This is a genomic window from Nonomuraea ferruginea (genome assembly GCF_039540635.1).
GTDB classification, from domain to species: Bacteria; Actinomycetota; Actinomycetes; order Streptosporangiales; family Streptosporangiaceae; genus Nonomuraea; species Nonomuraea ferruginea.
Genome location: NZ_BAABFD010000015.1, coordinates 102,203 through 129,199 on the forward strand (window position 1 = coordinate 102,203; position 26,997 = coordinate 129,199).

Annotated in this window: 21 protein-coding genes and 1 pseudogene; 13 read left to right on the top strand and 9 right to left on the bottom strand. The window is 72.3% G+C overall.

Annotated features, from left to right (window positions below):
* Positions 1-55: 55 nt before the first annotated feature.
* Positions 56-1,486 (top strand): MocR-like transcription factor YczR, encoded by a 1,431-nt coding sequence (gene yczR / locus ABD999_RS27190; RefSeq protein WP_271275629.1) that lies wholly within the window; start codon positions 56-58, stop codon positions 1,484-1,486.
* 4 nt (positions 1,487-1,490) lie between these two features.
* Here the strand turns inward: yczR and ABD999_RS27195 are convergent, their stop codons facing one another.
* The gene (locus tag ABD999_RS27195) at positions 1,491-2,099 is read right to left on the bottom strand and encodes a trimeric intracellular cation channel family protein (protein ID WP_148031324.1); all 609 of its coding nucleotides are present in this window, start codon (positions 2,097-2,099) and stop codon (positions 1,491-1,493) included.
* 10 nt (positions 2,100-2,109) lie between these two features.
* Positions 2,110-3,603: a peptide MFS transporter gene (locus ABD999_RS27200; RefSeq protein WP_271275630.1), complete on the bottom strand. Its 1,494-nt coding sequence runs from the start codon at positions 3,601-3,603 to the stop codon at positions 2,110-2,112.
* A gap of 135 nt (positions 3,604-3,738) precedes the next feature.
* On the opposite strand from ABD999_RS27200, the gene ABD999_RS27205 reads away from it, so the two are divergent.
* The 3 genes from ABD999_RS27205 to ABD999_RS27215 all read left to right on the top strand — a co-directional run bounded on the left by ABD999_RS27205 (position 3,739) and on the right by ABD999_RS27215 (position 7,053).
* On the top strand, positions 3,739-5,574 hold the full coding sequence (locus ABD999_RS27205) for an AMP-dependent synthetase/ligase (protein WP_271275631.1): 1,836 nt from the start codon (positions 3,739-3,741) through the stop codon (positions 5,572-5,574).
* Positions 5,575-5,643: 69 nt separating this feature from the next.
* Complete coding sequence (locus ABD999_RS27210) at positions 5,644-6,450, top strand: hypothetical protein (protein WP_271275632.1); 807 nt, start codon at positions 5,644-5,646, stop codon at positions 6,448-6,450.
* Between the two features lie 126 nt (positions 6,451-6,576).
* Complete coding sequence (locus ABD999_RS27215; RefSeq protein WP_219547734.1) at positions 6,577-7,053, top strand: hypothetical protein; 477 nt, start codon at positions 6,577-6,579, stop codon at positions 7,051-7,053.
* A gap of 48 nt (positions 7,054-7,101) precedes the next feature.
* Here the strand turns inward: ABD999_RS27215 and ABD999_RS27220 are convergent, their stop codons facing one another.
* Positions 7,102-7,854, bottom strand: coding sequence for a carbon-nitrogen hydrolase family protein (locus tag ABD999_RS27220; protein ID WP_271275633.1), 753 nt, complete (start codon positions 7,852-7,854; stop codon positions 7,102-7,104).
* Between the two features lie 135 nt (positions 7,855-7,989).
* Here ABD999_RS27220 and ABD999_RS27225 point away from each other — a divergent pair, with 135 nt between their 5' ends.
* The gene (locus tag ABD999_RS27225; RefSeq protein ID WP_271275634.1) at positions 7,990-9,153 is read left to right on the top strand and encodes a pyridoxal phosphate-dependent aminotransferase; all 1,164 of its coding nucleotides are present in this window, start codon (positions 7,990-7,992) and stop codon (positions 9,151-9,153) included.
* A 116-nt stretch (positions 9,154-9,269) separates the two neighbouring features.
* Here ABD999_RS27225 and ABD999_RS27230 read toward each other — a convergent pair whose 3' ends face one another.
* The 3 genes from ABD999_RS27230 to xylA all read right to left on the bottom strand — a co-directional run bounded on the left by ABD999_RS27230 (position 9,270) and on the right by xylA (position 12,192).
* Positions 9,270-10,226: a CAP domain-containing protein gene (locus tag ABD999_RS27230; RefSeq protein WP_271275635.1), complete on the bottom strand. Its 957-nt coding sequence runs from the start codon at positions 10,224-10,226 to the stop codon at positions 9,270-9,272.
* Between the two features lie 229 nt (positions 10,227-10,455).
* On the bottom strand, positions 10,456-10,767 hold the full coding sequence (locus tag ABD999_RS27235) for an STAS domain-containing protein (RefSeq protein ID WP_148031332.1): 312 nt from the start codon (positions 10,765-10,767) through the stop codon (positions 10,456-10,458).
* Between the two features lie 249 nt (positions 10,768-11,016).
* On the bottom strand, positions 11,017-12,192 hold the full coding sequence (xylA, locus tag ABD999_RS27240; protein ID WP_345482948.1) for a xylose isomerase: 1,176 nt from the start codon (positions 12,190-12,192) through the stop codon (positions 11,017-11,019).
* Positions 12,193-12,269: 77 nt separating this feature from the next.
* On the opposite strand from xylA, the gene xylB reads away from it, so the two are divergent.
* On the top strand, positions 12,270-13,682 hold the full coding sequence (xylB, locus tag ABD999_RS27245; RefSeq protein ID WP_345482950.1) for a xylulokinase: 1,413 nt from the start codon (positions 12,270-12,272) through the stop codon (positions 13,680-13,682).
* Positions 13,683-14,569: 887 nt separating this feature from the next.
* Positions 14,570-16,198 carry an ROK family transcriptional regulator gene (locus tag ABD999_RS27250; protein WP_271280500.1) on the top strand — a complete coding sequence of 543 codons (1,629 nt, stop codon included), beginning with the start codon at positions 14,570-14,572 and terminating at the stop codon, positions 16,196-16,198.
* A gap of 20 nt (positions 16,199-16,218) precedes the next feature.
* Here ABD999_RS27250 and ABD999_RS27255 read toward each other — a convergent pair.
* Positions 16,219-17,250: pseudogene (locus tag ABD999_RS27255) on the bottom strand (LacI family DNA-binding transcriptional regulator); the annotation flags it as partial.
* Positions 17,251-17,331: 81 nt separating this feature from the next.
* Here ABD999_RS27255 and ABD999_RS27260 point away from each other — a divergent pair.
* From ABD999_RS27260 to ABD999_RS27280, 5 genes are read left to right on the top strand one after another with little or no spacing between them, the layout of a single operon-like run.
* The gene (locus ABD999_RS27260) at positions 17,332-18,681 is read left to right on the top strand and encodes an ABC transporter substrate-binding protein (protein WP_345482951.1); all 1,350 of its coding nucleotides are present in this window, start codon (positions 17,332-17,334) and stop codon (positions 18,679-18,681) included.
* 49 nt (positions 18,682-18,730) lie between these two features.
* Positions 18,731-19,612, top strand: a complete 882-nt coding sequence (locus tag ABD999_RS27265; protein WP_271280402.1) for a carbohydrate ABC transporter permease — start codon at positions 18,731-18,733, stop codon at positions 19,610-19,612.
* Complete coding sequence (locus ABD999_RS27270) at positions 19,609-20,436, top strand: carbohydrate ABC transporter permease (protein WP_219547753.1); 828 nt, start codon at positions 19,609-19,611, stop codon at positions 20,434-20,436. Before ABD999_RS27265 ends, ABD999_RS27270 begins: the two co-directional genes overlap by 4 nt.
* 28 nt (positions 20,437-20,464) lie before the next feature.
* Positions 20,465-21,958 (top strand): arabinosylfuranosidase ArfA, encoded by a 1,494-nt coding sequence (gene arfA / locus ABD999_RS27275; protein WP_148031339.1) that lies wholly within the window; start codon positions 20,465-20,467, stop codon positions 21,956-21,958.
* Entirely contained in the window at positions 21,955-22,944 is a 990-nt protein-coding gene (locus ABD999_RS27280; RefSeq protein WP_271280401.1) for a glycoside hydrolase family 43 protein, read from the top strand. The genes arfA and ABD999_RS27280 overlap by 4 nt, the downstream gene beginning before the upstream one ends.
* 11 nt (positions 22,945-22,955) lie before the next feature.
* Here ABD999_RS27280 and ABD999_RS27285 read toward each other — a convergent pair whose 3' ends face one another.
* The gene (locus ABD999_RS27285) at positions 22,956-23,672 is read right to left on the bottom strand and encodes a lytic polysaccharide monooxygenase auxiliary activity family 9 protein (RefSeq protein ID WP_345482952.1); all 717 of its coding nucleotides are present in this window, start codon (positions 23,670-23,672) and stop codon (positions 22,956-22,958) included.
* 154 nt (positions 23,673-23,826) lie between these two features.
* On the opposite strand from ABD999_RS27285, the gene ABD999_RS27290 reads away from it, so the two are divergent.
* Positions 23,827-24,966, top strand: coding sequence for an acyltransferase family protein (locus ABD999_RS27290; RefSeq protein WP_271279558.1), 1,140 nt, complete (start codon positions 23,827-23,829; stop codon positions 24,964-24,966).
* Here ABD999_RS27290 and ABD999_RS27295 read toward each other — a convergent pair.
* On the bottom strand, positions 24,872-26,929 hold the full coding sequence (locus ABD999_RS27295; protein ID WP_271279557.1) for an ATP-binding protein: 2,058 nt from the start codon (positions 26,927-26,929) through the stop codon (positions 24,872-24,874). The two genes, ABD999_RS27290 and ABD999_RS27295, sit on opposite strands and share 95 nt — an antisense overlap.
* Between the last annotated feature and the right edge of the window lie 68 nt (positions 26,930-26,997).

The window sequence follows — 26,997 nt, forward strand, 5'->3', positions numbered from 1 at the left end:
CACCGTGGCACACGGCCGGTTTGCCAAGACAGGGCCAATCCTGAAAAGTGGCCTTATGCGGTTTCTTTCGGCAGGTCAGGTGGCCCGGCTCGTCGACGCCGGTCCACACGCGCGGCCCTACTACCGGGCGCTCGCCGACGCCATGCGCGCCGCCGTCATGGGCGGGCAGATCCCGGTCCGGGTACGCATGCCCGCCGAACGCGACCTGGCCAGGACGCTCGGCGTCAGCCGCACCACCGTGACCGCCGCCTACGACCTGCTGCGCGAGCGCGGCTTCCTGGAGAGCCGGCAGGGCTCGGGAAGCTGGACCGCGCTGCCCGACCCGGCCGTCACCGCCGACAACCCGTGGCTCGCCGTCGACGGCGAGGGCCTCATCCAGTTGCACGCCGCCGCCCCGCCCGCGCCGTCCGCGCTGCGCGCGGCCATGGCGCAGGCCGTCGAGGAGGTGCCCAGGTACGGCATGGGCAACGGCTACCACCCGCTCGGGCTGCCCGTGCTGCGCGAGCGGATCGCCGCCCGCTACACCGAGCGCGGCCTGGCCACCCGCCCGGAGCAGATCCTCGTCACCACCGGCTCGCAGCACGCCATCATGGTGGTGCTCGGCGTGCTGGCCGGCGCCGGCGACGCGATCATCGTGGAGTCGCCCACCTACCCGCACGCCATCGACGCCGCCCGCCGGCTCGGCGCCCGGGTCACGTCCGTCGGCGTCTCCTCAGGCGGCTGGCCGGAGGACCTGGTCTCCGGTGCGATGCGGCAGGCCGCCGCCCGGCTCGCCTACCTCATGCCCGATTTCCAGAACCCGACCGGCGCCCTCATGGACGACGCCACCAGGTCCGCCGTCGTGGGCGCCGCCAGGCGGACCGGCACCTTCCTGCTCGTCGACGAGACCTGGTCGGAGCTGGCCCTGGACGAGGTGCCCCGCACCGCGCCGATGGCCGCGTTCGACACCGGCGGCACCGTGATCAGCATCGGCTCGGCGTCCAAGCTGTGGTGGGGCGGGCTGCGCATCGGCTGGATCCGCACCACGGCCGCGCTCGCCCGCCGGATGGCGCAGCACCGGGCGTCGGTCGACATCGCCAGCCCGGTGCTGGAGCAGCTCGTCGTGGCCGCGCTGTTCGAGCGCCTGGCGCAGACCAGGGCCGAGCGCCGCCGCACGCTGCGCGCCTCACGCGACGCGCTCGTCACCGAGCTGCGCGCACGGCTGCCGGGCTGGGAGTTCGCGGTGCCGCCGGGCGGCGGCACGCTCTGGATCCGGCTCGACTCCGGCTCGGCCGCCTCCCTCGCCGAGGCCGCCGCCTGTCATGGCGTACGGATCGCGCCCGGCCCCTGGTTCGGCCTGGAGGGGACGCTGGACGGCTACCTGCGGCTGCCCTTCACCCAGCCGCCCCAGGTGCTGAAGGAGGCGGTCACCCGGCTGCACACGGCCAGGCGCCTCGGCCTGACCGGGGCGGTGCGCCGGCCGGACGCGCTCAGTCCCATGGTGTGAGGGCTCATTCGCCGACGCCGCGGGCCAGGGGGGCGCGCCAGTTGTACCGCATCGCGGCGATGCGCAGCCCGAAGGTCAGCACCGCCGCCCCCAGCGCCACCGGCCAGCCGTTCAGCCCGGCCCACGACATCCCGGCCATCGCCGCCGAGCCGATGAGCGCGGGGACCGCGTACAGCTGCCTGTCGTACAGCAGCGTGGGGATCTCGCCCGCGAGCACGTCGCGCAGCATGCCGCCGCCCACGCCGGTGGTGACGCCGAGCAGGGTGGCGTGCAGCGGGCTGAGCCCGTACTCCATCGCCTTGGCGGTGCCGACGGCGCAGAACAGGCCGAGCCCGGCCGCGTCCAGCACCAGGATGAGCGGCATCACCCGGGTCACGTGCGGATGCCAGAAGAACACCACGGTCGCCGCAGCCAGCGGCACCAGCACGTAGCCGAGACTCTGGAAGGCCACCGGGGAGACGTTCAGCACCAGGTCGCGCATGATGCCGCCGCCGAGCGCGGTGATCTCCGCCAGCACCGCCATGCCCACCACGTCCAGACGCTTGCGCACCCCCATCAGCGCGCCGGTGAGCGCGAAGACGAAGATGCCGACGAGATCGAAGAGTTCTGCCACGCTGGACTGTCTACCGGACCGGCGGCATCGCGGGCGGCGCGTGGTGCTCGGCCATCATGGCGCGCAGCTTGCGGTTGAACGCGAACAGCCCCAGCCCCGCGACGATCGCCATCGCGGCCAGCACCAGGTAGTAGGCCGGTTCGGACATCACGTCGCCGAGCCGCCCGGTCTGGCCGCCGACCGCGTCGCCCACCGACACCGCGATGAACCAGACCCCCAGCATCTGGCCCTTGAACGCCCGCGGCGCCAGCTTGGTCGTCACCGACAGCCCCACCGGGCTGAGCGCCAGCTCGCCGAACACCTGCACCAGGTAGACCAGCACCAGCCACCACACCGACACCCGGCCGCTCTCCGCCAGGTTCGCCGCCATCGCCATGACGACGAAGCTCAGCCCGACCATGACAAGCGCGAAGCCGAACTTCTGCGCCGTGCTCACCCGGTCGCCGAGCTTCACCCACAGCGCCGCGAACACCGGCACGAAGATCATGATGAAGAGCGGGTTGAACGACTGGGTGGTGGCCGCGTGGATCGGGATGCCGAACAGCGACAGGTCGGTGTTGTTCTCGGCGAAGAACAGCAGCTTGCTGGGCGCCAGGTCGTAGATCATCCAGAAGATCGAGGCGGCGGCGAACAGCCAGATGTAGGCCTTCATCCTGGACCGCTCGTCCTCGCTCAGGTCGTGCGCGCCCAGCATGATGTAGCCGAAGTAGGCGATCGGCACGGCGATGATCACCGCCGTCATCACCGCGGTGAACCGGCCGAGCGTGAACGTGCCCGTCGCCGCCCAGGAGCCCAGCGCGATCGCCACCGCCACCGCCACCCCCGCCGCCGTCAGCCCGACCCGCCGCAGCTCGTGCGGGTGCAGCGGGACCTCCGGCCGGTCGCCGACACCGCGCAGGCTGACCCGGCCGCCGATCGTGTACTGCAGCAGGCCGAACGCCATGCCGACGGCCGCCGCGCCGAAGCCCAGATGCCACCGGTCGCCGGCCGCCAGCGAGCCGACCACGATCGGCGCGAAGAACGCGCCCAGGTTGATGCCCAGGTAGAACAGCGAGAATCCGGCGTCCCTGCGCGCGTCGTCGTCCTCCGGGTACAGCTTGCCCACCATGACGGAGATGTTGGGCTTCAGCAGCCCGGTGCCCAGGACGATCAGCAGCAGGCCGAGCCAGACGTAGGCCGGCGAAGGAACCGGGACGGCCATGCTGATGTGGCCGCACATGATGACGAACCCGCCCCAGAACACCGACCGGCGCGCGCCCAGGATCCGGTCCGCGATCCACCCGCCGGGCAGCGCCACCAGGTAGATCAGCGCGCCGTAGATGCCCACCACGGCCTGCGCGGTCTCCTGCGACAGGCCCAGCCCCTGATGGGCGGGGGAGGCGACCATGAACGTCGCCAGGATGGCGCGCAGCCCGTACCAGCTGAACCGCTCCCACATCTCCGTGCCGAACAGAGTCGCAAGCGCCCACGGGTGACCGAAGAACGTCTTGCCGTCGTTACCCATCCGGACCCTCCGGTCACAGGAAGCACGTGAATAATCACTGTACGTGACGGCTTCTCCAGATACTTGCCGCTACTCGCGCCGTATGGTGCGATGCATCCCAGCTGCGCAAGTGATTACTGACTGAAGGCGGGTGTCATGGCCGACGTCCTCGAGGTGCGGGCGGAGATCGAACGTTCCATCGCCGGGCTCACCCTGTGCGAGCAGTTGAGAAAGACCGCCGAACAATACCCCGACGCCCCCGCCTACTCCGATCCGGACGGCGACGGCTGGTCCACCCTCACCTACGGCCAGGCCAGGGAGCGGGTCCTGGAGATCGCGGCCGGCTTCGCGGCCCTGGGGCTGGAGCCCGGCGACGCGGTCGCGCTCATGATGGTCAACCGGAGCGAGCACGTGCTCGCCGACCTCGGCGCGGTGCACGCCGGAGGCGTCGGCTGCACCATCTACGGCACGTTCGCGCCGGACCAGGTCGCCTTCGTGGCGGGCGACGTGGCGGCCAAGATCGCGGTGATCGGCGGGCCCGCCGAGCTGGCCCGCTGGGAGCCGTCGCTCGACCGGCTGCCGGACCTGCGCAAGATCATCATGCTGGAGGGGGCGCCGGAGGGCGACCGCTTCATGTCCTGGCAGGACTTCCTCGACCTGGGCCGGGCCCGGCTGGCGGAGGACCCCGCCGCGGTCGAGGCCCGCTGGCAGGCCGTCACCGCCGGCGACCCCGTCACCGTCCTCTACACCTCGGGCACCACCGGCCAGCCGAAGGGCGTCCCGCTCAGCCACGCCAACGTCTTCTACGAGGTGGCCTGCACCGACCGGATGGCGAACCTGCCGCTGGAAGGCACCCAGATCTCCTACCTGACGTACGCGCACATCGCCGAGCGGGTGCTGAGCCTGTACCTGCCGCTGGTCAAGGTCTCCCACGTCTACTTCTGCACCGACCTGGCCAATCTCGGCGCGACGCTCGGGCAGGTCAGGCCCGTGCTGTTCTTCGGCGTGCCGCGCGTGTGGGAGAAGATGATGGCCCGGCTGCTCGCGGTCATGTCCACCCAGCCGGAGGAGCAGCAGGCCGCCGTGCGCCAGGCCATGGCCGCCGGCGTCGCCTGGGTGGAGGCCGGACAGTACGGCCACACCATGACGCCGGAGATCGAGGCCGCGTACGAGAAGGCCGACAGCTCGCTGCTGTCGATCGTCCGCGGCATGATCGGGTTCGACCGCGCGGAGTGGACCGCCACCGGCGCCGCGCCGCTCCCCGGCGAGGTGCAGCGCTTCTACGCCGGGCTCGGGCTGAAGGTCATCGACGTGTACGGGATGACCGAGACGACGGGGGCGTTCACCGGCAACGCCCCCGACTGCTACCGCCTGGGCACCGTGGGCAGGGCCGAGCCGGGCGCCGAGGTCCGCATCGCCGAGGACGGCGAGATCCTCACCCGGAGCCCGCTCAACACCAGCGGCTACCTCAACCGGCCGGAGGCCACGGCCGAGCTCATCGACGCCGACGGCTGGGTGCACACCGGCGACATCGGCACCGTCGACGAGGACGGCTTCTACCGGGTGGTCGACCGCAAGAAGGAGCTCATCATCACGGCCGGCGGGGAGAACATCTCGCCCGCCGAGATCGAGAACCACCTCAAGGAGCACCCGCTGATCGGCCAGGCGCTCGCGTACGGCGACCGCCGCCCCTACCCGGTGGCCATCCTCACCCTCGACGGCGAGATCGCCCCCGGCTGGGCGCAGTCGCGCGGCATCTCCTACACCACGCTCGCCGACCTGGCCGAGCACCCGGACGTGCTCAAAGAGGTGGGCGGCGCGGTGGAGACGGCCAACGCGAAGCTGGCCCGGGTGCAGCAGATCAAGAAGTGGGCGCTGCTGGGCACCGAGTGGACGCCCGAGAGCGAGGAGCTGACGCCCAGCCTCAAGCTCAAGCGGCGGGTGGTGCACAGCAAGTACGGCGATCTGATCGAGAGCCTCTACACCGACTGAGCCGGTTTTGCCATCAGGGGCGTGTGTCGTGGCCCCGGTCATGGCCGAGCGGTTCCTACCGTCTTGCGCATGATCAGATGCCTACTTCTCGCCTCGTTCGCGGCGGCGGCGCTGAGCGTGCCCGCTCCGGCGTCCGCCGCCGAGGACGAGCCCGTCATCAGGGAGATCGACGTACGGCCCGCCGCGCCGGTCGTCGGAGCCGAGGACTCCGTCCGTCTGGTGATCGACGTGGTCGCCAGGGGAGTGAGCGGGCGGCACGGGGTCGTCGTCGAGGTCGAGCCGGGCGCCCCGCCGGGGCCGGTGCTCGACAGCCGCCGGCCCGTCCGGCCGCCCGCCGCGGACGAGCGCGAGGAAGGCCGGTTCCCCCAGGAAGGCCCCGGCGAGCCCAAGTCGAGCGGGTCCATCGCGGCCACGATGGCCTCGCGCCTGGTCACCGACGGCTGGCAGACTTGGCGGTTCCTGCCCGACAAGCGGCTCAACCGCTTCTATCCGGCCGGCACCTGGACCGTGACCGTGACCGCCAGGGGCGAAGGGGGAGCGGAGCGGACCGAGTACGCCTCGTTCCAGCTCAGGCGGGAGACCAGGCTGGCGGCCGTGAAGGCGGAGCGCGACGGTGCGGGCGTGCGGGTGAGCGGCCGCCTGAAGAGGCTGGATCCGCGTGGCTACGCCGGATTCCTGCCGTTCCGCGAGCAGCGGGTCGAGATCCTGTGGCGGCGGGACGCGTCGGACGGCTGGGAACGCGCGGCCGAGGCCGTCACCGACGGCCAGGGCGCCTTCTCACGCACCGTGCCCGGCCGGGAGGGCGGCGAGTGGCGGGTCCGCTACCCCGGGAACGGTCAGCAGGCCGAGGACGACTCGAAGATCCACCAGTTGTAGGGACAGCCGGCGGCGTTGCGGAATCGTGATCGGCTTTACCGCAACTTTTCCTTACCCTTACGCGTCATTGGCGTTGACGCGCCCTGTCGTGGGGCGCGTCCTCCTACGGGGAAGGAAGTCACTTTCATGATGCGACGACTCGCCGCCGGAGTGGCGGCGGCCGCCATGGGCGCCGCGGTGCTCGCCGGCACGGCCACCCCCGCGATGGCCGACGACGGGGGCCGCACGCGCCTGCAGATCGACGTCAACCCCGAGCCCGCGTGGCGCGGTCAGCCGCTGTCGGTCAAGGGCAAGCTCTCGGTGAAGTGCGACGAGGACTACATCGACGGCTTCGTGTCGGTCCACCACGCCGACCACTGCGACGAGACGGGCACCTGGCACCACCTCGGCTGGAAGCGGATCGTCATCCTCTTCAAGCCGGCCGGCAGCGGCAGGTGGGAGCACGTCGACACGGTCAAGACCTACCGTGACGGCTCCTTCCACACCAAGGTCAGGGCCCGCACGTCCGGCACCTGGCGCGGGGTCTTCGAAGGCTCCCGCCACCTGGCGCCCTCCGAGGGCACCGACTGGGTGAAGGTCCTCGGCCACCGTCACCGCCACTGAGAAACGCACGACGTCGCCCGGTCCCCCCTCGCGGGGCGATCGGGCGATCTACTTTGTAAAGGCGAAGCTCCTGTCGGCCCGGTTGCGGCGGAACCTGCCCAGCCGCTCGAAGTCCAGCTCGTACGCGGAGACGGCGGCCGACGGCTGGGCGGTGAAGAACCCCGCGCCGTCAGCCGGCGACGGGTTCGCCAGGCCGGTCACCCCGGCGCAGGGCTGCCCGTGGTACCCGGCCTCGTGATGCCAGTCGCTGACCGCCACGTACGTCATGAACTCGTACGCCCGCGCCACGCTCATGTGCTCCCACAGGCTGCGCGCCGGGCCGGGCGTGGGCCACTGCGTCACCGAGAACGCGGGCACCACCACCACGTCGGCCGGCGGGCCCGCCAGGCTCCCCGAGTACCACAGGTCGGCGCAGAGCAGCACCCGCACCCGGCGGCCGGCCACCTCGAAGCCGTCCCCGATCGGCGCGGGCACGACCCCGTCGTCCCGCTCGACCCCGTACGGGTGGGACTTGCCGTACCCGGCCAGCACCTCGCCGGACGCGGAGACCGCCAGACCCTGGTTGACCTTGCCGGCGCCGGCGGGCGCGTAGTGGGAGCCGCCCACGACGGCGGCGCGGGCCCGTGCCGCCAGGCCGCGCAGCCGCTCCAGGTACTCCCGCCGCGGCAGCTCGGAGCCGGCCAGCTCGGGGAGCACCACCAGGTCGGCGGGCGGGGCGCCGGTCAGCAGCGTCTCGACGGCGGTGAGGTTCGCGTGGCCGTCGGGGGACCAGCGGGAGGGCTGGACGAGGAGGATCCGCACGAATCCGCTCCTTCGGGGGTTTTCCTCGCATCATGCCAGGCGGCCCCGAGGCGGCCTCGGGCCGTCCCCCCGCTGAACCCGGGTCTGCCCTGGCGCGTACCTTCTCACGTTCTGTTCAGGTGCCATGGAGGTGTCGTGGAGCTCAGCCTTTTGCGTGCCCAGGCGCACAGCCCTTCGTACTTCTCGTTGCTGCGCGGCTCCGACGGCCAGCGCCCGCCGGTGGACTTCTGCATCCCGTGCAACCCGTACTTCCCCACGCCGGAGATCTTCGAGCACCTGGGGAGGAACCTGGAGACGATCCTGAAGTTCTACCCGAGCGGCGCCGACACCATCACCGCCGAACTGGCGGCCACGATGGGACTCCACCCCAAGACCGTGGCCATGGGCAACGGCTCCACCGAGCTGATCACCTGGATCGACCACCTGCTGGTGCGGGAGAGCCTGGCGATCCCCATCCCCACCTTCGGCCGCTGGACCGACCAGCCGATGGAGACCGGCAAGCGGGTCGACATGTATCCGCTGCTGGAGAGCCGGGGCTTCGCGCTCAACGTCAACGACTACGTGTCGTTCATCCGTACCCGCGGCTCCCGCGTCGCGGTCATCTGCAACCCGAACAACCCCGACGGCGGCTACCTGCCCAAGCACGAGGTGCTGCACCTGCTCGACCAGCTCATCGACCTCGACCTGGTGATCGTGGACGAGTCGTTCGGCGACTTCGTGGACGCCGAGCCCTACCCCGGGGTGGCGGCGGAGGCGGCGGTGCGGCCGAACGTGATCGTGCTGCGCAGCCTCGGCAAGAACTTCGGGCTGCACGGCATCCGCTTCGGCTACCTGGTCGCCAACCCGGCGCTGGCCGGGAAGATCGCGGACGCGCTGCCCAAGTGGAACCTGAACTCGTTCGCCGAGGTGGTCGTGTTCATGATGAAGCAGTGCATGGGCGAGTACCAGGAGAGCCTGCGGCGGCTCGCCCAGGACCGGCGCGCCATGTACCACCAGCTGTCGTGCATGCCGGAGCTGACGGTGTTCCCGTCGCAGGGCAACTTCCTGCTGGTGAAGCTGCCGTCCGGCTTCGACGGGGTGCCGCTGCGCGACCACCTGCTCGCCGAGCACGGCGTGTACGTCCGCGAGTGCGGCAACAAGCTGGGCACCACCAGCCGGTTCCTGCGCCTGGTGGTGCGCCCTCAGGAGGACGTGCGGCGGCTGCTGGTCGGCATGACCCAGTTCCTCTACTCGGGGAGCCTGCACGAGGTGCCGGTGATCGGGGTGCACCACCGTCACCCGAACTCGCTGTCGGCCTGACAGGCCTGGTAGGTCTGGGGGGCGCGGCGGCTGACATGCCGCGGCGCCCCGCGGTGGGAGTCGCGAGGCGCCGCGGTCTCCTCCACACGCCGCGTGAGGAGAAGCTCAGCAGGCTGTCAGCGGGCGGCGAAGTTCTGGGTCCAGTAGATCTGGCCCGAGGAGTTCTTCACGGCGCCGACGCCGATCAGGTTGTACGAGCAGTTCATGATGTTGGCCCGGTGACCCGAGCTGTTCATCCAGGCCTTGACCACGTCGGCCGGCGTGCGCTGGCCCATGGCGATGTTCTCGGCCCAGCCGCGGCCGCCGGTGAAGCCGGCCTGCCGGATGCGGTCCATGAACGAGCGGCCGTCCTGCGAGGTGTGGCTGAAGTAGCCGTTCCTGGCCATGTCCGAGGAGTGCCCGGCGGCGGCCTTGTTGAGCTGCGCGTCGTGCTTGAGCGCCTGGCAGCCGCCCTTGGCGCGCTCGGCGTTGGTGAGGCGGACGACCTCGTTCTCCTCGGCCGTGCCCACGGTGCCGGGCGACGAGGTCGTGGTGGGCTGGGGAGCCTGGGTGGCGGTGCGGGTGGGGGTCGGCCTGGGCGTCTGCGTCGCCGTGCGGGTCTGGGTGGGCGTCGGCCTCGGCGCCTGCGTGGCGGTGCGGGTGGCCGTCGGAGCGGGCTGGGGAGTCCTCGTCGCGGTGGGGACCGGCGTGGCGGCCAGGTCGCACTCCTTCACGCGGACCGCCCGGGACTTGCCCGCGTGGCCGCGGTAGTCGGTGGCGACGGCGTAGTACGTGCCCGGCGCGCACGCCATCGCGACGGTGACGCGAGGGCTGCGGCCCCGGTCGGCGCCGCTCTTGAGGATCCGGTCCTTGCCCGGCACCGCTCGCAGGATGCGCACTCGTACCGTGCCGTAGGTGTAGCAGCCGCGCAGGGCGGCGGTCGCCCGGATCTTGCCGTCGTCGGCGAGACGCGGCTTGGTCACGGAGACGCGGCAGGCCGACTGGGGCACCGTCGCGGCGTTCGCCGTGGCGACGGGTGCCGAGAGCGCGGCCGCGCCCACGAGGCAAGCGAGTACCCCTAAGGGTCTACGCATGGGGGGATTCCTTCCAGTTTGCGGTAGAGAGGCTGGATGGATTCCGCATTCTGCCGAGTCCGTCTCGCCTTTGTCACCAAAAACCGGATATTTGTGTAAACCAAAGGGGCCTCTCAGGCGTCTGGGACGCCTGCGAGAGGCCCCTTCTCATGGGGATACGCGGACAGGTGGGACTCGGTTCACCACTGCCGCCGTCGGACGCGCGGCCACCGGCCCGCGCGGAGGCCGGTCAGCCGAGCCCGAAGGCGTCCAGGAGCCCGGCGATCCTGAGCTGGTCGAAGACCCGGGGGGTCGGGTTGACCACCCTGAACCCGGCCTCGACCTCCCACGCCGACTTCATGGCGTCGACCAGCACGCCGACGCCGGAGGAGTCGAGGAACGTCACCTCGCCCATCTCGACCCGCACCGCGCGGGGCCGCCGCGCCGACACCGCGGAGGAGATCGTCTCCCGCACCCGCGCGGCGTTCGTGAAGTCGATGTCGCCGCGCAGCACCACGGTCAGCGTCCCGTCCGTGACCTCGCCCACCGAAACCACGTCCATGTCGCGTTCGCCTCCTCGGAGCCTGGGCGAGCCTCGCCTGCTTGCCCGTACGCTGCCATACTCGGCCGCGTCCGGTCGAACCGGCCCGGCGCGGCGTCCGCGCCGGGCTTCCCCCACCGCTGTCTATCATCGGGACCTCCGCACCGCTACGGCGGGCTGCCGGTCGATCGTGCGGAGGGACGCCGCCGCCCCCGCCCGGCGAGGTGCGGGCGGGGGCGGCGGCGTGTGCGGGGACGGCCGGGCGGCCGGTCAGCGGGCGCCGAGCAGGTGGTCCATCGCCAGCTGGTCCAGGCGCTCGAACGCCATGCCGCGGCCGCCCGCCGCGTCCGCGTCGAACTCCTCGAAGGCGGTGCGGTCGGCCAGCAGGTCCGCCAGCGACTCCCCGTCCGCCAGCGTCGGGCGGGCCAGGTCGTCCAGCCGGGCCGCCCGCAGCGCCTCCTGGACCTCCGGGTCCGCGCGGAACGCCGCCGCGCGCTCCTTCAGCAGCAGGTACGTCCGCATGTTCCCGGCCGCCGAGGCCCACACGCCGTCGATGTCCTCGGTGCGCGGCGGCTTGAAGTCGAAGTGCCGCGGGCCGGTGTATCCGCCGGTCTCCAGCAGGTCCACCACCCAGAACGCGTCGCGCAGGTTGCCGGCGCCGAACCGCAGGTCCTGGTCGTACTTGACGCCGGTCTGGCCGTTCAGGTCGATGTGGAAGAGCTTGCCGTGCCACAGCGCCTGGGCGATGCCGTGGGTGAAGTTGAGCCCGGCCATCTGCTCGTGGCCGGTCTCGGGGTTGACGCCGACCAGCTCGGGATGGGCGAGCTCCTCGATGAACGCCAGCGCGTGGCCGACGGTGGGCAGCAGGATGTCGCCGCGCGGCTCGTTCGGCTTGGGCTCGACCGCGAAGCGCAGATCGTACCCCTGGCCGAGCACGTACTCGCCGAGCAGGTCGAAGGCCTCCTTGAGCCGGTCCAGGGCCACCCGCACGTCCTTGGCCGCGCCGGACTCGGCGCCCTCGCGCCCGCCCCACGCCACGTACACCTTGGCGCCCAGCTCGACGGCGAGGTCGATGTTGCGGATGGTCTTGCGCAGCGCGTAGCGGCGCACGTCGCGGTCGTTCGCGGTGAACGCGCCGTCCTTGAAGACCGGGTGCGTGAACAGGTTCGTGGTCGCCATCGGCACCACGAGGCCGGCCGCGTCCAGCGCCTGGCGGAAGCGCTTGACGTGGCCCTCGCGCTCGGCGTCGGTCGAACCGAACGGGATGAGGTCGTCGTCGTGGAAGGTCACGCCGTACGCGCCCAGCTCGGCGAGGCGGTTGACGCTCTCCACGGGGTCCAGCGGGGCGCGGGTGGCGTCGCCGAACGGGTCGCGGCCCTGCCATCCGACGGTCCACAGGCCGAACGAGAACTTGTGCTCCGGGCGGGGAGTGAGGCTGTCAGTCATCGGACTCCTATTCGTAAGGGCAAAAAACAAATTAATATGCGGGAGCGCGGTAGGGAAGCCCACAACCGGGAGGCACCATGTCGGCACAGCGCGTCGTCATCGGCATCGACAGCTCCACCCAGTCGGCGAAGGCCGTCGCCGTGGACGTGGACACCGGCGCGATCGTGGGAGAGGGCCGCGCCCCGCACAGCGTGACCTCGGGCGCGGGCCGCGAGAGCGACCCGGAGCAGTGGTGGCGGGCGCTGTGCGCGGCCGTCGAGCAGACCGGCTGGGCGGGCCGGGCCGGCGCGGTCTCCGTCGGCGGTCAGCAGCACGGCCTGGTCACCCTCGACGAGTCCGGCGCGCCCGTCCGTCCCGCCCTGCTCTGGAACGACGTCCGCTCCGCCGGGCAGGCGGCCGCGCTGGGCGACAAGTACGGCCCCGAGTCGCTCGCCCGGCGCACCGGCAGCGTGCCGACGGCGGCGTTCACCATCTCCAAGTGGCTGTGGCTGCGCGAGAACGAGCCGCACCACGCCGCGCGGGCCGCGGCCGTCCGGCTGCCGCACGACTACCTGACCGAGCGACTGACCGGCGAGGGCGTCACCGACCGCGGCGACGCCTCCGGCACCGGCTGGTGGACACCCCAGGGGTACGACACGGACCTGCTGCGCGACATCGGGCTCGACCCGGCGCTGCTGCCCCGGGTCGTCTCGGGACGGGCGGGCACCGTACGGGCGGGCGGGCCGCTGCCCGAGGGCACCCTCGTCGCCTCGGGCACCGGCGACAACATGGCCGCCGCGCTCGGCCTCGGCCTCGAACCCGGCACCCCCGTGCTCAGCCTCGGCACCTCCGGCACCGTCTACGCCGTCACCCGGCAGCATCCCGAGGACCCGACCGGCATCGTCGCCGGGTTCGCCGACGCGCTGGACAACTGGCTGCCGCTGGCCTGCACGCTCAACTGCACCCAGGCGATCGACAAGATCGCCGCACTGCTCGGCCGGGACCGGGAGGCGGTCGAGCCGGGCGGCGACGCCGTCGTGCTGCCGTTCCTCGACGGCGAGCGGACCCCCAACCTGCCGCACGCCGCCGGGCTCGTGTACGGGCTGCGTCACGACACCACCGCCGGGCAGGTGCTGCAGGCCGCCTACGACGGCGCCGCCGCGGCCCTGCTGGCGGCGCTCGACGACGTGCTGCGCGCCGGCGGCGAGCGGCCCGACCCGGCCACGCCGCTGCTGCTCATCGGCGGCGGCGCCAGGGGCGCCGCCTGGCGGCAGACGATCCTGCGCCTGTCCGGGCGGCCGGTGCTGGTGCCGGCGGCGGCCGAGCTCGTCGCCCTCGGCGCCGCCGCCCAGGCCGCGGCCCTCCTCACGGGCGAGGCCCCGGACGCGGTCGCGCGCCGCTGGGGCACGGCCCGCGGCGAGCTCCTGGAGCCGGTGCCCCGGGACGTCGCGGCGGTGGAACGCATCGCCGGCACCCTGCCCCGCGCCGGCCAGCTCTTCACCCGGCTCTGATGTCGGAAGAACCGCCATGCGCCCCCACCGGCTCTGATCCGGAAGAACCGCCATGCGCCCCCACCGGCTCTGATCCGGAAGAACCGTCATGCGCCCGCACCGGCTCCGATCCGAGAGAACCGCCATACGTCCCACCGGCTCTGATCCGAGAGAACCGCCATGCGCCCCTTCCCCCGGCCCCACGCCACCGGCCCCACTGCCCGCCCAACCCTCCACCCCCGCCCCTCGTACCCGACCCCCGCACCCTCCCTGGTCCGTCTTCCCTCCTGTACCGGCGCGGAGACCTGCTGACCACGCCGGGAGCTCTCGGCGGGCTGTCCCTGGCCGCGGCGCGAACGCTCTCTGGTCCGGCTTTTCCGCCTGTACCGCGTACCCTCTCTGGTCCGGCTCTCTTGTCCGGACCGCGTACGCTCCCTGCTCTGGTCCTCTGGTCAGGACTGCGTGCACTGCCTGCTTCGGTTCTTGGGTCCGTGCGATGGGGGTGGCTGCGCAGGTGCCCGCTGCTCCGGCTTCTGGCATGTGCGGGGGCGGCAGGCCGGATACTCCCCACTTGGGCTTTCCCGCCCGCACTTGCGCACACTCGTCACTCCGGCTCTTCGGCCCGTGTGCCCGTCCAAGCCGGCCAGCCCTCCACCACCCGCCCCTCGTACCCACATCCCGAACGCTCTCTGGCCCGGCTTCCCCTCCTGTACCGCGAACACTCCCTGGTCCGGGCCGCGTACGCTCCCTGCTTCGGTTCTACGGTCTGTGCGTTGGGGGGTGGCGCGCGGTGACTGTTGGTTTGGGTTTTTGGTGGGCGGGCCCGGCTGTTTGGTTGGCGCTTCGGTACGGTTTGCGCCGTTGGGGGTGGTCGGTCAGGTGAGGGCGTTGTTCGGGGGAGGTCCGGGGTGAGAGGCGGGACGCGGCCCGCGTCGCAGCGGAGCATGCGGCAGCACAACCTGGCCCTGGTCATGGGCACCGTCGCCGGGCGCGGCCCGGTGTCCAGGGCGGCCGTCGCCGGGCACACCGGGCTGACCAGGGCGGCCGTGTCGAGCCTGGTCGACGAGCTGTTCGCCGCCGGGCTGCTGACCGAGCTGGGACCGGCCGCCAACGGGCGGGTCGGGCGGCCGGGCAGCGCGCTCATGGTCAGCGACCGGGGTCCCGCCGGGCTCGGGCTGGAGGTCGGCGTCGAGCACCTGGGCGTGTGCGTGACCGACCTGCGCGGCCAGGTACGCGCCTGGACGGTGGTGGACAGCCCGAACGCCGCTCTGCCGCCCGCCGAGGTGCTCGCCCGGCTGTCCGCGCTCGCCGACGACGCGACGGCAGACGTGGCCGGGCTGGGGTTGCGGCCGGTGGCGGCGGTGATGGCCGTGCCCGGTCTGGTCGCCGACGCCTCCGGCACCGTCGGGAGCGCCCCCAACCTGGGCTGGCACGACGTCCCCGTGGCGGACCTGTGGCCGGGCGCGCTGCCGCCGCGGGTCGAGAACGAGGCCAACCTGGGGGCGCTCGCCGAGCTCTGGGCGCACCCGGTGGCGTCCGACTTCATCCACGTCTCGGCGGAGAGCGGCATCGGCGCCGCCCTGGTGGTGGGCGGCCGCCTCTTCACCGGCGCACGCGGCCTTGCTGGCGAACTGGGCCACATGCCTGTCCACCCCGACGGCCCGCCCTGCTCCTGCGGCGCCCGCGGCTGCCTGGAGCAGTACGCCGCCAAAGCCGCCGTCCTCCGCACCGCCGGCCTCCCTTCCCCCTCCGCCCCCACCACCCCTGGGGTAGAACCTCGGATGACGGCCCTTTCACCTGACCTGGGTGCCGCGCCGGCGAGGCAGCAAGCGGCTCCTTCCGGTTCCGGGGACCCTCCGGCGACGTCTTCCGGGAGCGGGGGCACTCCGGCGGATTCTCTCTACGATTCAGGCGCCCCCGGGCGGCAGGCGGCTCAGCCTTACGGCGTGGCTGCCGGTGAGGCTGGGCACCGCGAGGCGGCTCCTTCCTCCGGTTCCAGAGGCCCGGGGGCAGGGCTCCCGGCGGCTCCTCCGTACGGGCGCAGGGGCGTCTCGGCAGAGGGCCGTGCGACGGTTCCCGATGCGCACGAGGCGGGGCTTCCGGCGGTTTCCTCTGATCCCGGGACACTCGTGGCGGGCCTCCTGATGGATCGCGATGCGCCCGGGGCGGGGTCTCGCGGATCGGGGGGACGGATGCCCGGTCCCGATGGGATCGGGTTGCTGGCTGCGCGGGCGCGGGAGGGGGACGCGCGGGTGGTGGCGGCGCTGGAGGAGGCTGGGAGGGCGCTGGGGACGGCGCTGGCCGGGGCGGTGAATCTGCTCGACCCGGCCGCCGTGGTGCTCGGCGGGGCCTATGCGGAGCTGGGGGAGTGGCTGGTGCCGCCGATACGGCGGGAGCTGGCCGCGCGGGTGACCGTACGGGAGTGGGACCCGGAGGCGCTGACCGTGTCGGAGCTGGGGAGGCGCGGGCCGCTGCTGGGAGCGGCGCTGGCCACGGTGCGCTCGGTGCTGGAGGACCCGGCCGCGCTCTGGGCCTGAACCCCGAGGGTGCTCTCCCGGGCGATCAGCGTGTGGGAGGCGCACACCTCCTGGGGGCGCCGGTCGGGGGCCGGGCCGGCCAGGAGGCCGGCGAGCAGGTCGACGGCCGTCTGGGCGATGCCCGCGCGGTCGGGCGCGATGGTCGACAGCGACGGGGTGGAGAACCGCCCGTCCTCGATGTCGTCGAAGCCGAACAGCGCGATGTCGTCCGGCACCCGCACCCCGCGCGACAGCAGCGTGCGCAGCGCGCCCAGGGCGAGCGTGTCGTTGAAGCAGAAGACCGCGTCCGGCCCGGCCCCGGAGTCCAGCAGATCGGCCATCGCCCGGGCCCCGTCCGCGCGGTGGAAGGCGTCGACGGGCACGACCAGCGCGGGGTCCTCCGCGAGCCCGGCGGCGGCCAGCGCCTGCCGGTAGCCGCGCAGCCGCAGCCGCGCCGTCGCCCCGGACGCGGCCTGGCGTGCGCCTATCGCCGCGATGCGGCGCCTGCCCAGCCCGGTCAGGTGCGAGGTGGCCTCTTCCGCCGCGGCCACGTTGTCGATGCAGACATGGTCGTACGCGGTGCGCCGCCGGCCGATCCGCTCGCCGAGCAGCACCATCGGCGTGTGGTCGGCGCGCTGGGCGAGGTCGGCGGCGGTGAGCGCGAGCGGGCTGAACAGCAGGCCGTCGATGAGGTGGGCCCGGATGCCCGACACGACCAGGCGCTCCTTGGCCCGGTCGCCCTGCGTCTGGTCGATGAGCACGGTCCAGCCGTGCCGGTCCGCCGCGGTGATCACGTTGGTGGCCAGCTCGGCGAAGTAGGGGATGTCCAGGTCGGGCACCGCCAGCGCGATCACCCCCGACCGGCCCTGCCGCAGATTGCGCGCGGTCAGGTTGGGCCGGTAGTTCAGCTCGGCGATGGCCCGCTCCACCCGCTCCCGGGTCTCCGGCTTGACGAACGGATAGCCGTTGACGACGTTGGAGACCGTCTTGATCGACACTCCGGCGAGCGCGGCGACGTCCTTCAGTCGTGGCTGCACAGAGGCACTATAGCCGGGTTTCCAACGATGTAACACTTCAGTCTCCTCCTGTTTACAACGTTGGATTCATCGATGTAGAAATGCGGTCATCTCACCACCGTTGGGGAAGTGATCGTGATGACCGAGACGTCTACCCACACCCTCACCCGCCGCGGCCTGCTCGGCCTCGGCGCCGGCGCCGGCACCGCCCTGCTCCTCGCGGCCTGCGGCGGAGGCGGCGGTCCCGCCGGCCCCGCGGCCCGCCGATCCGGCCCCGCCTCCGCCGCCCCGACCGCCTACACGGGCCCGAACGTGACCCTGTCCTTCTGGAACGGCTTCACCGGCGGCGACGGCCCGTACATGAAGAAGCTCGTGGACCAGTTCAACGGCGAGCACCCCAACATCAAGGTGACGATGAACGTCTACCAGTGGGCGGACTACTACGCGAAGGTGCCCGCCGCGGTCACCGCGGGACAGGGGCCAGACCTGGGCATCATGCACGTCGACAGCGTCGCGACCAACGCCGCCCGCCAGATCGTGCTGCCGCTGGACGACCTGGCCGCCTCGCTCCAGCTCGCCGAGGCCGACTTCTCCCCGCCGGTCTGGCAGGCAGGCACCTACAAGGGCGGCAGGTACGCCATCCCGCTGGACGTGCACCCGCTCGGCATGTTCTACAACAAGACCGTCATGCGGGAGGCCGGCCTCGACCCGGAGAAGCCGCCGCAGACCGCCGGCGACTACCTGGCCGCGCTGGAGGAGCTGAAGAAGGCCGGCGTGCAGGGCCACTGGGCGACCCCGTTCCCGTTCACCGGCACGTTCCAGTTCACCAGCTTCCTCTACCAGCACGGCGGCACGCTCTTCAACGACGACGCCTCCAAGGCCATGTTCGGCGGGGACGCCGGCGTGCAGGCCCTGACCTGGCTCGTCGACCTGGTCAAGAAGGGCTACAGCCCGAAGAACGTGGGCCAGGACGCCGACGTCATCGCGCTGAAGAACGGCAAGGCCGCCTTCAACTGGAACGGCATCTGGACCATCAACACCCTCAACGAGGTCGAGGGCCTGGAGTGGGGCGTCGCGCCGCTGCCGCAGATCGGCTCCCAGCCGGCGGCGTGGGCGGGCTCGCACCAGTTCGTGGTGTTCAAGCAGCGCAGCCAGGACGACGACAAGCTCACCGCGGCCAAGGTGTTCATCAACTGGATCAGCCGCCACTCCCTGGAGTGGGCCAAGGGCGGCCAGGTGCCCGCCCGCAAGGCGATCAGGGAGAGCGCCGAGTTCCAGGCGCTGAAGGAGCAGGCGACCATCGGCTCCCAGATCGACCACCTGTTCTTCCCGCCGCCGGTCGCGGGCGTCGCCGACGTCAGCCCGCTCATCGACACCGCCGTCAACAGCGCGATCCTGCTCAAGAAGGAGCCGGCGGCCGCCCTGTCGGACGCCGTGACCAAGGCCGACAAGCTCCTGGAGCAGAACCGCAAGAAGTACGGCGGCTGATCCCGTGGTGGACGTACGCATCCGGCGGCCCGCACCGGTCGGGGGAGGCATGACGGCGCCCCCCGTGCGCAGGCGCGGGCGGCTCACGCCGCTGTTCTTCCTGAGCCCGTACCTGCTGCTGTTCTGCCTGTTCGTGGCCGTGCCGGCGGTGTACGGCCTCTACATCAGCCTGCACGAGTGGGACTACCTGCTGCCCGGCAAGCCGTTCGTCGGGCTGGACAACTACGCGGCGCTGTTCGACCCGGACTCGCCGGTGCACGACAACTTCTGGACCTCGATGAAGGCCACCGGCGTCTTCACCCTCGGCAGCGTGCCGCCGCTGGTGGTGCTGCCGCTCGGGGTGGCGATGATCCTGAACCGGCGCTTCCCCGGCCGCACGTTCTTCCGCGCGGTGTTCTTCCTGCCGTTCGTGCTCGGCGTCGCGGTCATCGGCGTCATGTGGCGCATCCTGCTCGACCCGAACCTGGGGTTCGTCAACCACCTATTCGGCCTGGACATCCCGTGGACGACCGACCTGCCGTGGGCGTGGGTGTCGCTGATCGGCATCACGGTGTGGTGGACGCTCGGCTTCAACGCCGTCATCTACCTGGCCGGGCTGCAGGACATCCCGCGCGAGCTGTACGACGCCGCGTCCGTGGACGGGGCGGGCGCCTGGCAGAGGTTCTTGCACGTCACCCTGCCAGGGCTGCGGCCGGTGGCGGTGTTCGTCACCACCGTGACGATCCTGGCCTCGGCCAACATGTTCGGCCAGGCGCTGCTCGTCACCCAGGGCGCGCCCGGGATCGAGACCCGCACCGCGATCATGTACATCGCCCAGGAGGGTCTCGTCGACTACCGGATGGGCAGCGCCGCCGCCATGAGCTACGTGCTCACCCTCGCCCTCATCGTGGTCAGCGTGATCAACTTCCGGATCTTCAGGAGCAGGTCATGAAGACGCTGAAGGCGTCCGCCTGGTACGTCATGCTCGTCGGCTTCGCCGCGATCGTGATCGTGCCGCTGCTGTGGATGCTGCTCACCTCGCTCAAGACCAACGTCGAGGCGACCCGGATCCCGCCCACCTTCGTGCCCGAGGAGTGGAGCACCGGCGCCTACCGGACGCTCGCCGAGGGCACCAGCGAGACGCCGGTGCTGCGCTGGTTCCTCAACAGCATGGTCGCCGCCACCGGGCAGACCGTGCTCGTGCTGGTGGTCGCCTCCACCGCCGCCTACGCCCTGGCCCGGCTGGAGTTCCGCGGCCGTGGCCTGCTGTTCGGGATCATCGTGGGCACGCTGCTGGTGCCGAGCTTCACCCTCCTCATCCCGAACTTCCTCGTCGTGGACCAGCTCGGCTGGCTCGACAGCCCGTGGGCGCTCATCGTGCCCGGCGCTGCCAGCGCGTTCGGGGTGTTCTTCCTGCGCCAGTTCTTCCTGTCGCTGCCGCCCGAGCTGGAGGAGGCCGCCACCCTGGAGGGCGCCAACCACCTGCAGATCTTCCTGCGCATCGTGCTGCCGCTGGCCCGGCCCGCGCTGGCCACGCTGGCGGTGCTCACCTTCCTGAGCAACTGGAACGAGTTCATCTGGCCCATCTACGTGCTGTTCAGCCCGGACCAGTTCACACTGCCGCCGGGGCTGTCCATCCTGCAGGGCGCCTACACCATCGACTATCCGGTGATCATGGCGGGCGCGGTGCTCGCCAGCGTCCCCGTCCTCGTCCTGTTCGTCATCGCCCAGCGCTACGTCATCGAGGGCGTGTCCCGGTCGGGCCTCAAGGGCTGACCCGTCCGCATTTCAAGGAGCTGTTTACGTGGAGACCGCACGGCTGACCCTGGACCGCGACTTCACTATCGCCCCGGTCGGCAGGCGCCTGTTCGGCTCGTTCGTCGAGCACATGGGCCGCTGCGTCTACACCGGGATCTTCGAACCCGGCCATCCGACCGCCGACGAGCACGGCTTCCGCGCCGACGTGCTGGAGCTGACCCGCGAGCTGGGGGTGAGCGTCGTACGGTACCCCGGCGGCAACTTCGTCTCCGGCTACCGCTGGGAGGACGGCGTCGGCCCGGTCGCCGACCGGCCCACCCGGCTGGACCTGGCCTGGCGGCAGATCGAGACCAACCGGTTCGGCCTCGACGAGTTCATGACCTGGACGCGGGCCGCCGGGGTGGAGCCGATGATGGCGGTCAACCTCGGCACCCGCGGCATCCAGGAGGCGTGCGACCTGCTGGAGTACGCCAACCACCCCGGCGGCACCCGCCTGTCCGACCTGCGGGCCGAGCACGGCAGGCCCGACCCGTACGGGATCCGGCTGTGGTGCCTGGGCAACGAGATGGACGGGCCGTGGCAGGTCGGCCACAAGACCGCGGACGAGTACGGCCGGCTCGCCAACGAGACGGCGCGGGCCATGCGGCTCGTCGACCCGGACGTGCGGCTGGTGCTCTGCGGCAGCTCCAACAGCCGGATGCCGACGTTCGGCGGCTGGGAGGCGACCGTGCTGGAGCACGCCTACGACGCCGTCGACTACCTGTCGCTGCACGCGTACTACGAGGAGGACGGCGACCTGCCCGGCTTCCTGGCCAGCGCGGCCGACATGGACCGGTTCATCTCCTCGGTGGTCGCCACCGCCGACCACGTCGCCGCCAAGCAGCGCACCCGCAAGCGGATCGACCTGTCCTTCGACGAGTGGAACGTGTGGAACCAGGCCGACTACCACGGCCGCGAGCGGGAGCCGTTCGAGGAGGCGCCGCGCCTCATCGAGGACACCTACACCGCCGCCGACGCCGTCGTCGTCGGCGACCTCCTCATCACGCTGCTGCGGCACGCCGACCGGGTGGCGGTCGCCTGCCAGGCGCAGCTCGCCAACATCATCGCGCCCATCCGCACCGAACCCGGCGGCCCCGCCTGGCGGCAGAGCATCTTCCACCCGTTCGCGCTGACCGCCCGGCACGCGCGCGGCGAGGTGCTGCGCGTCGAGCCGGTGTCGCCGTCGCTCGACACCGGACGGCACGGCGAGGTGCCGCAGCTGTCCGCGGTGGCCACGCTCGACGAGGACGGGGTGACGCTGTTCGCCGTCAACCGGTCGCCGGACCGGCCGCTGGAGATGACCGCCGACCTGCGGGACGTGCACGCGGACCGCGTCGTCGAGGCGTGCACCCTCGCCGAGGACGACCCGCACCGGGTGGGCGGCCCCGCCGAGGAGGTGCGGCCCCGGCCGCTCGACGGCGTGAAGGCCGACGGCGGGACGCTCACCGCGGTGCTTCCCCCGGCCTCCTGGACAATGGTCAGACTGGGGCGCCGGGCATGAACCCCCGCGTCCTGGCGGGCGCGCTCCTGTGCCTGCTGGCCGCCTGTTCGACGGCAACCCCCACGGGAGAGAGCATGACCTTCACCAACCCGGTCCACGACGCGAACTTCCCCGACCCGGGCGCCCTCCGGGTGGGCGCGACGTGGTACGCGTACGGGACCAACGGGGGCGGCGCGAACGTGCCCCTGCTCACCTCGCCCGACCTGGTGACCTGGACGCCCCGCGGCGACGTGCTGCCCGAGCTCGGCTCGTGGGCCGAGCCGGGCCACACCTGGGCGCCGGAGGCGATCCAGGTGACCGGCGACCGGTTCGCCCTCTACTACACGGCCCGCGCCGCCGGGACCGGCCGCCAGTGCGTCGGCGTCGCCACCGCCGCCCGCCCCGAGGGGCCGTTCAGGGACGACTCCGGCACCCCGCTCGTCTGCCAGGCCGGCGAGGGCGGCTCCATCGACGCCAGCCCGTTCCGCGACGCCGACGGCGCGCTCTACCTCTACTGGAAGAACGACGGCAACGCGATCGGGGAGACCACCTGGCTGTACGGGCAGCGCCTCACCCCCGACGGGCTCGGCCTCGAAGGAGAGCGGGTGCGGCTGCTGGCGAACACCGCAGCCTGGCACGGCAAGGTCGTCGAGGCGCCCCAGCTCGTCCGCCACGAGGGCCGCTACTACCTGTTCTACTCGGCCAACGCCTTCGACGCCGCCGCGTACGCGGTCGGGTACGCCACCTGCGACACCCCGCTCGGCCCCTGCCACGACGCCCTCGAGAACCCGATCCTGTCCAGCGGCGAGGGGGCGGAAGGGCCCGGCCACAGCTACCTGGTGACGACGCCGGGCGGGCAGACCTGGCTGCTCTACCACGCCTGGCCGCCGGGCGCGATCGGCAGCGTGGAGCCGGGGCGGCGGCTCTGGCTGGACCGGGTCGACTGGGAAGACGGCAAGCCGATCGTGCGCGGCCCCACCGCGACCCCCCAGCCCCACCCCGCGTAGGGAGGGCCGGCCTAGCGTCTTCTGTCCTGGCGGCGGGCCAGCAGGGCCAGCCCGCCCGCCAGCGCGAGCAGGCCGCCGCCCGCCAGCCAGGGCAGGCCGGCGGCCCCGTCCGGCGGCTTCGCGGCGATCGTGAACACCACGTCCGAGCACGAGTAGTACGTGTCCGGAGTGTCGGTGTTGCGCCAGACCGTGTAGATCAGGTGACGCCCCGTCTTGCCCGCGGGCAGGCGGCCCTCCATGACGTATGAGCCGTCCCGCATCGGCGGGTCGGTCGCCTCCACGAACGGGCGCGGCTCCAGGTCGTCCCAGCCGAGCGGCCGGGCGGGGTCGTAACCGTCAGCCGTCACGTACAGGTGGAAACTGCCCCGGTGCGGGATCGTGCCCCGGTACCTGAAGGTGAAGGCGCCGCCCCGCACGAGCGTGGTGGCGGGCCAGTCGGCGCGCGGCAGGTCCAGGCCCCGGTAGGCGTCGAGCCCGCCGCTGCACAGCCTGCCGTCGGGGATCACCTCGCGATCCCGCCCGCCGACGTCCGCCACCCGCAGGTCGTCCCACGCGTCCGGCAGGCCGCCGCCGCTCGCCGCCGCCGCGGCGGCGCACGCCGGCTCCCGCGGCGCCCCCTCCGCCCCGCAGGCCGCCGCCCGGCTGACGGGCTCCTCCAGCGCCCCGTGGGAGCCGGTCGCCCACAACCCCAGCACCGCGACGGCCACTCCGGCGATCCGCTGACGCACCTCGGCCGACCTCCTCCTCCGGCGACACCCTGCGCTCAGAGGTACGCCGCCGGGCCCCGGGCAGTTCAGGCCTATGGCGTAAAGGGGACATTGAGCAGTTAATGAGCGTAGAACGACCTGTTGAGTGAACAATGCCCCGGCGCATGCTCGCCGGGTGAACAGGGGGCAGGACAAGGCGTACGAGAGCCGGCACCGCAAGGCGGACCGGCTGTACGAACTCGACGGGTTACGGCTGGCGGCGGCGCTGTGCGTGGTGCTCTTCCACTACACGTTCTCCGGGCCGGTGGGCGGCACGACGACGATCACGTATCCGGAGATCTCCGGTCTGACCCAGTACGGCTACCTGGGCGTGGACCTCTTCTTCCTCATCAGCGGCTTCGTGGTGCTGATGAGCGCCTGGGGCAAGAGCCCGCGCGCGTTCGCCGCCTCCCGGCTGGCCCGGCTCTACCCGGCGTACTGGCTGGGCGTGGCCGTGACCGCGCTGGTGACGGTGACGCTCGGCCAGGGCATGTTCGAGGTCTCGCCGATCCAGGTGCTGGCCAACCTGACCATGTTCCAGTCGGTGGCCGACGTGCCGAACGTGGACGTCGTCTACTGGACGCTCTGGGCCGAGATGCGGTTCTACTTCCTCATCCTGGCGTTCGCCTGGGTGGGGATGACCAGGGGCCGGGTCATGGCCATGCTGTGGGGGTGGCTGGCCATGACCGCCCTGGTCCAGGCCGGGGTGCTGCCGGGAGTCGCCGACCTGGTCGTGCAGTCGGAGTTCGCGCACTACTTCATCGCCGGCATGGCGCTGTTCATGGTGTACCGGTTCGGGGTCACCTGGCAGACGCTGCTCCTCGTGCCGCTCTGCCTGGCCAACGCGGTGTACCGCGGCATCGGGTACGCCGACGCCGTCGGGCGGCGGTACGGGGCCGAGTACGATCCGTGGGTGATCGCGATCGTGATCGCGGCGGCGTTCCTGGTCATGACGCTGGTCGCGGTGCGCGCGCTGCGGCCGCTCGCCGGGCCCTGGCTGGTGACGGCGGGAGCGCTCACCTACCCGCTCTACCTGCTGCACGGTCACATCGGCTTCGTCGTCATCGAGCGGACCGGCGGCGTCGTGGACCGGTGGGTGCTGCTGGCGGCGCTGGTCGCGGTCATGTGCCTGGCCGCCCACGCCGTGCACCGCTGGGTGGAGCGGCCCGCCGCCCCGCTGGTCAGGCGTCTGGCCGGGCCCCGAACACCTCCTGGTGCCACAGGATCTCCGCCACCCGTTCCAGTCCGGCCGCCAGATGCCGCCGGTAGGTACTGAACGGCAGCCCCAGCCTCTCGGCCGCGGCCTCCTGGGTGGGGACGCGGCCGAAGTACGTGGTGGCCAGCGCCCGGTGGAAGCGGTCCGCGCGCGGGTCCTGCCGCACCTGCTCGACCGCCTGTTCCAGCAGGTCGCGCACGGCCCGCGCGGGGTCGCGCTCGGGGTGCACGGCGACCAGCCGGCACCGGGCCAGCGCGTTGCCCGCCAGCGCGTCCGGCCGCGACACGTTCCGTAGCGCGTCGCGTACCGCCGCGTCGAAGTCCGTACGCGCCAGCACCGCGAGCTCCTTGCCCTGCGGGGACGCGGGCCTGCGCAGGCCCAGCCCGCGCGTGCTCATCCGCTCCAGCCAGGCCTCCGGCGTGATGGTGCGCCAGTCGTGCGCGAACAGGCCGAACGTCTCGCGTCCCAGCGGGATGCGGGCGCCCAGGTCGTGCATGTCGTAGTGGCCCAGGTAGCGCCGCCACGAGTCCGGGTCCCGCATGACCAGGAACGTCCAGGCCAGCCGGTCGGAGCGCAGGCACTCGCCCACCGCGCGCCACTGCACCAGGTCCATGACCGGCGACCTGCCGTGGAAGGGGGGCAGCACCCAGGCGCGGGCCAGCGCGATGTGCTCGCCGGGTCGCGGCGGCGCGGTCTCCTCCACGTGCCGCCACGCCGCCGCGATGAGCGGGCAGTCGGCGTCCGGCTCGGCCGGGCCGCTCACCCGCACCCACGACATGAGCGCGACCGGCTCGCCGGTCTCGGTGCGCCGGTGCACCCAGAACCCCTCCGGCTGCCGGTCGATCCAGTAAGCGGCGTCCGAGGCCGACGCCTCGCCCTCGGCCTCGGCGGCCATCCGCAGGACCTCGTCGCGGTCCTCGGGGTTGAAGGCCTCCTCGTGCACCTCGCCGTCGCCGCGCCAGTTCTGGAACTTCGAGGTCACCCCGTCGTGGCGGTGCAGGAAGAACAGCGAGCCCATGGCCGTCAGCGTGTCCTGCCCTGCGGCGGCCCGCACCTGCGCGGCCAGGTGGGCGTGGATGCGGTGGTGCATGTCCGCGTACCCCTCGGGGTCGCGCCAGCGCAGGTCCGCCTCCAGCGCGTCGCGCACCACGTCGTGCGGGAACAGGCCGTGCCGGCCTGACTCGATGAACGGCAGCCGCCGCAGCCAGTCGAACAGCGGTTTCGGATGGTCGGGCAGCACCGCGCGCAGCAGCTCCTCGGTGGTGGCGTGGGCGTGGGCGCACACCTCCAGGGCGTGGCGGTGGGCCGCCGAGGGCACCTCGCCGACGAGCTGGTCGAGCAGCGTCTCGGCGAGCTCCTCCGGGATGTCCTTGTCCAGGGTCCAGCGGGCCGAGGCCCGCTCGTCCTTGGCGGCGACGGCCGCGCCCAGGCACAGCGCCAGCGGGTGGCCTCCCGCGAAGGCCAGCAGGGGCTCGCGCAGGTCCGCCGCCACCCCGCGGGCGTCGATCAGCGCCATCGCCTCCTGCGGCGCGAGCGTGCGCAGCCGGATCACCCGCAGCACCTCGGCCCAGCCGGGGTCGGCCTGCCAGCGCAGGTCGGGCGGGTTGCGCCCGGCGACCACGACGAGGGCTGCCGCCGGCACCCGCGGCAGGAACCTCTCGCGCAGCCAGCCCTCCAGGCCCTGGCACCGCTCGAACGTGTCGACCAGGAGCACCCCGCGCTCCACGGTGAGCACCTGCCCGGCCTCGGCCTCGAAGCCGCCGGGCGACGGGTCGACGGTGTGCCCGTCCACCGTCACCACCGGACGGCCCGCCGCGGCCGCCTCGGCGCCGAACCGGCGCAACAGCGCCGACTTGCCGATGCCGCCCGAGCCGTGCACGAACAGGACCATGAACGAGCGGTCCGTGCCGAGCGCGGATCGGAAGAGGGCCTGCTCCTCCTCCCGCCCCACGAACGCACGGTCACGGGCGGCCTCCAGGCGCTGCCCCAGTGACGAGAAATCCGCCTCAGGACCCGATAACATGCGGGCCACGATAGCTGTGTGATCTTGACAAGGTCCGGCTAATACAGATCGTCAAACGTGAAAAATTC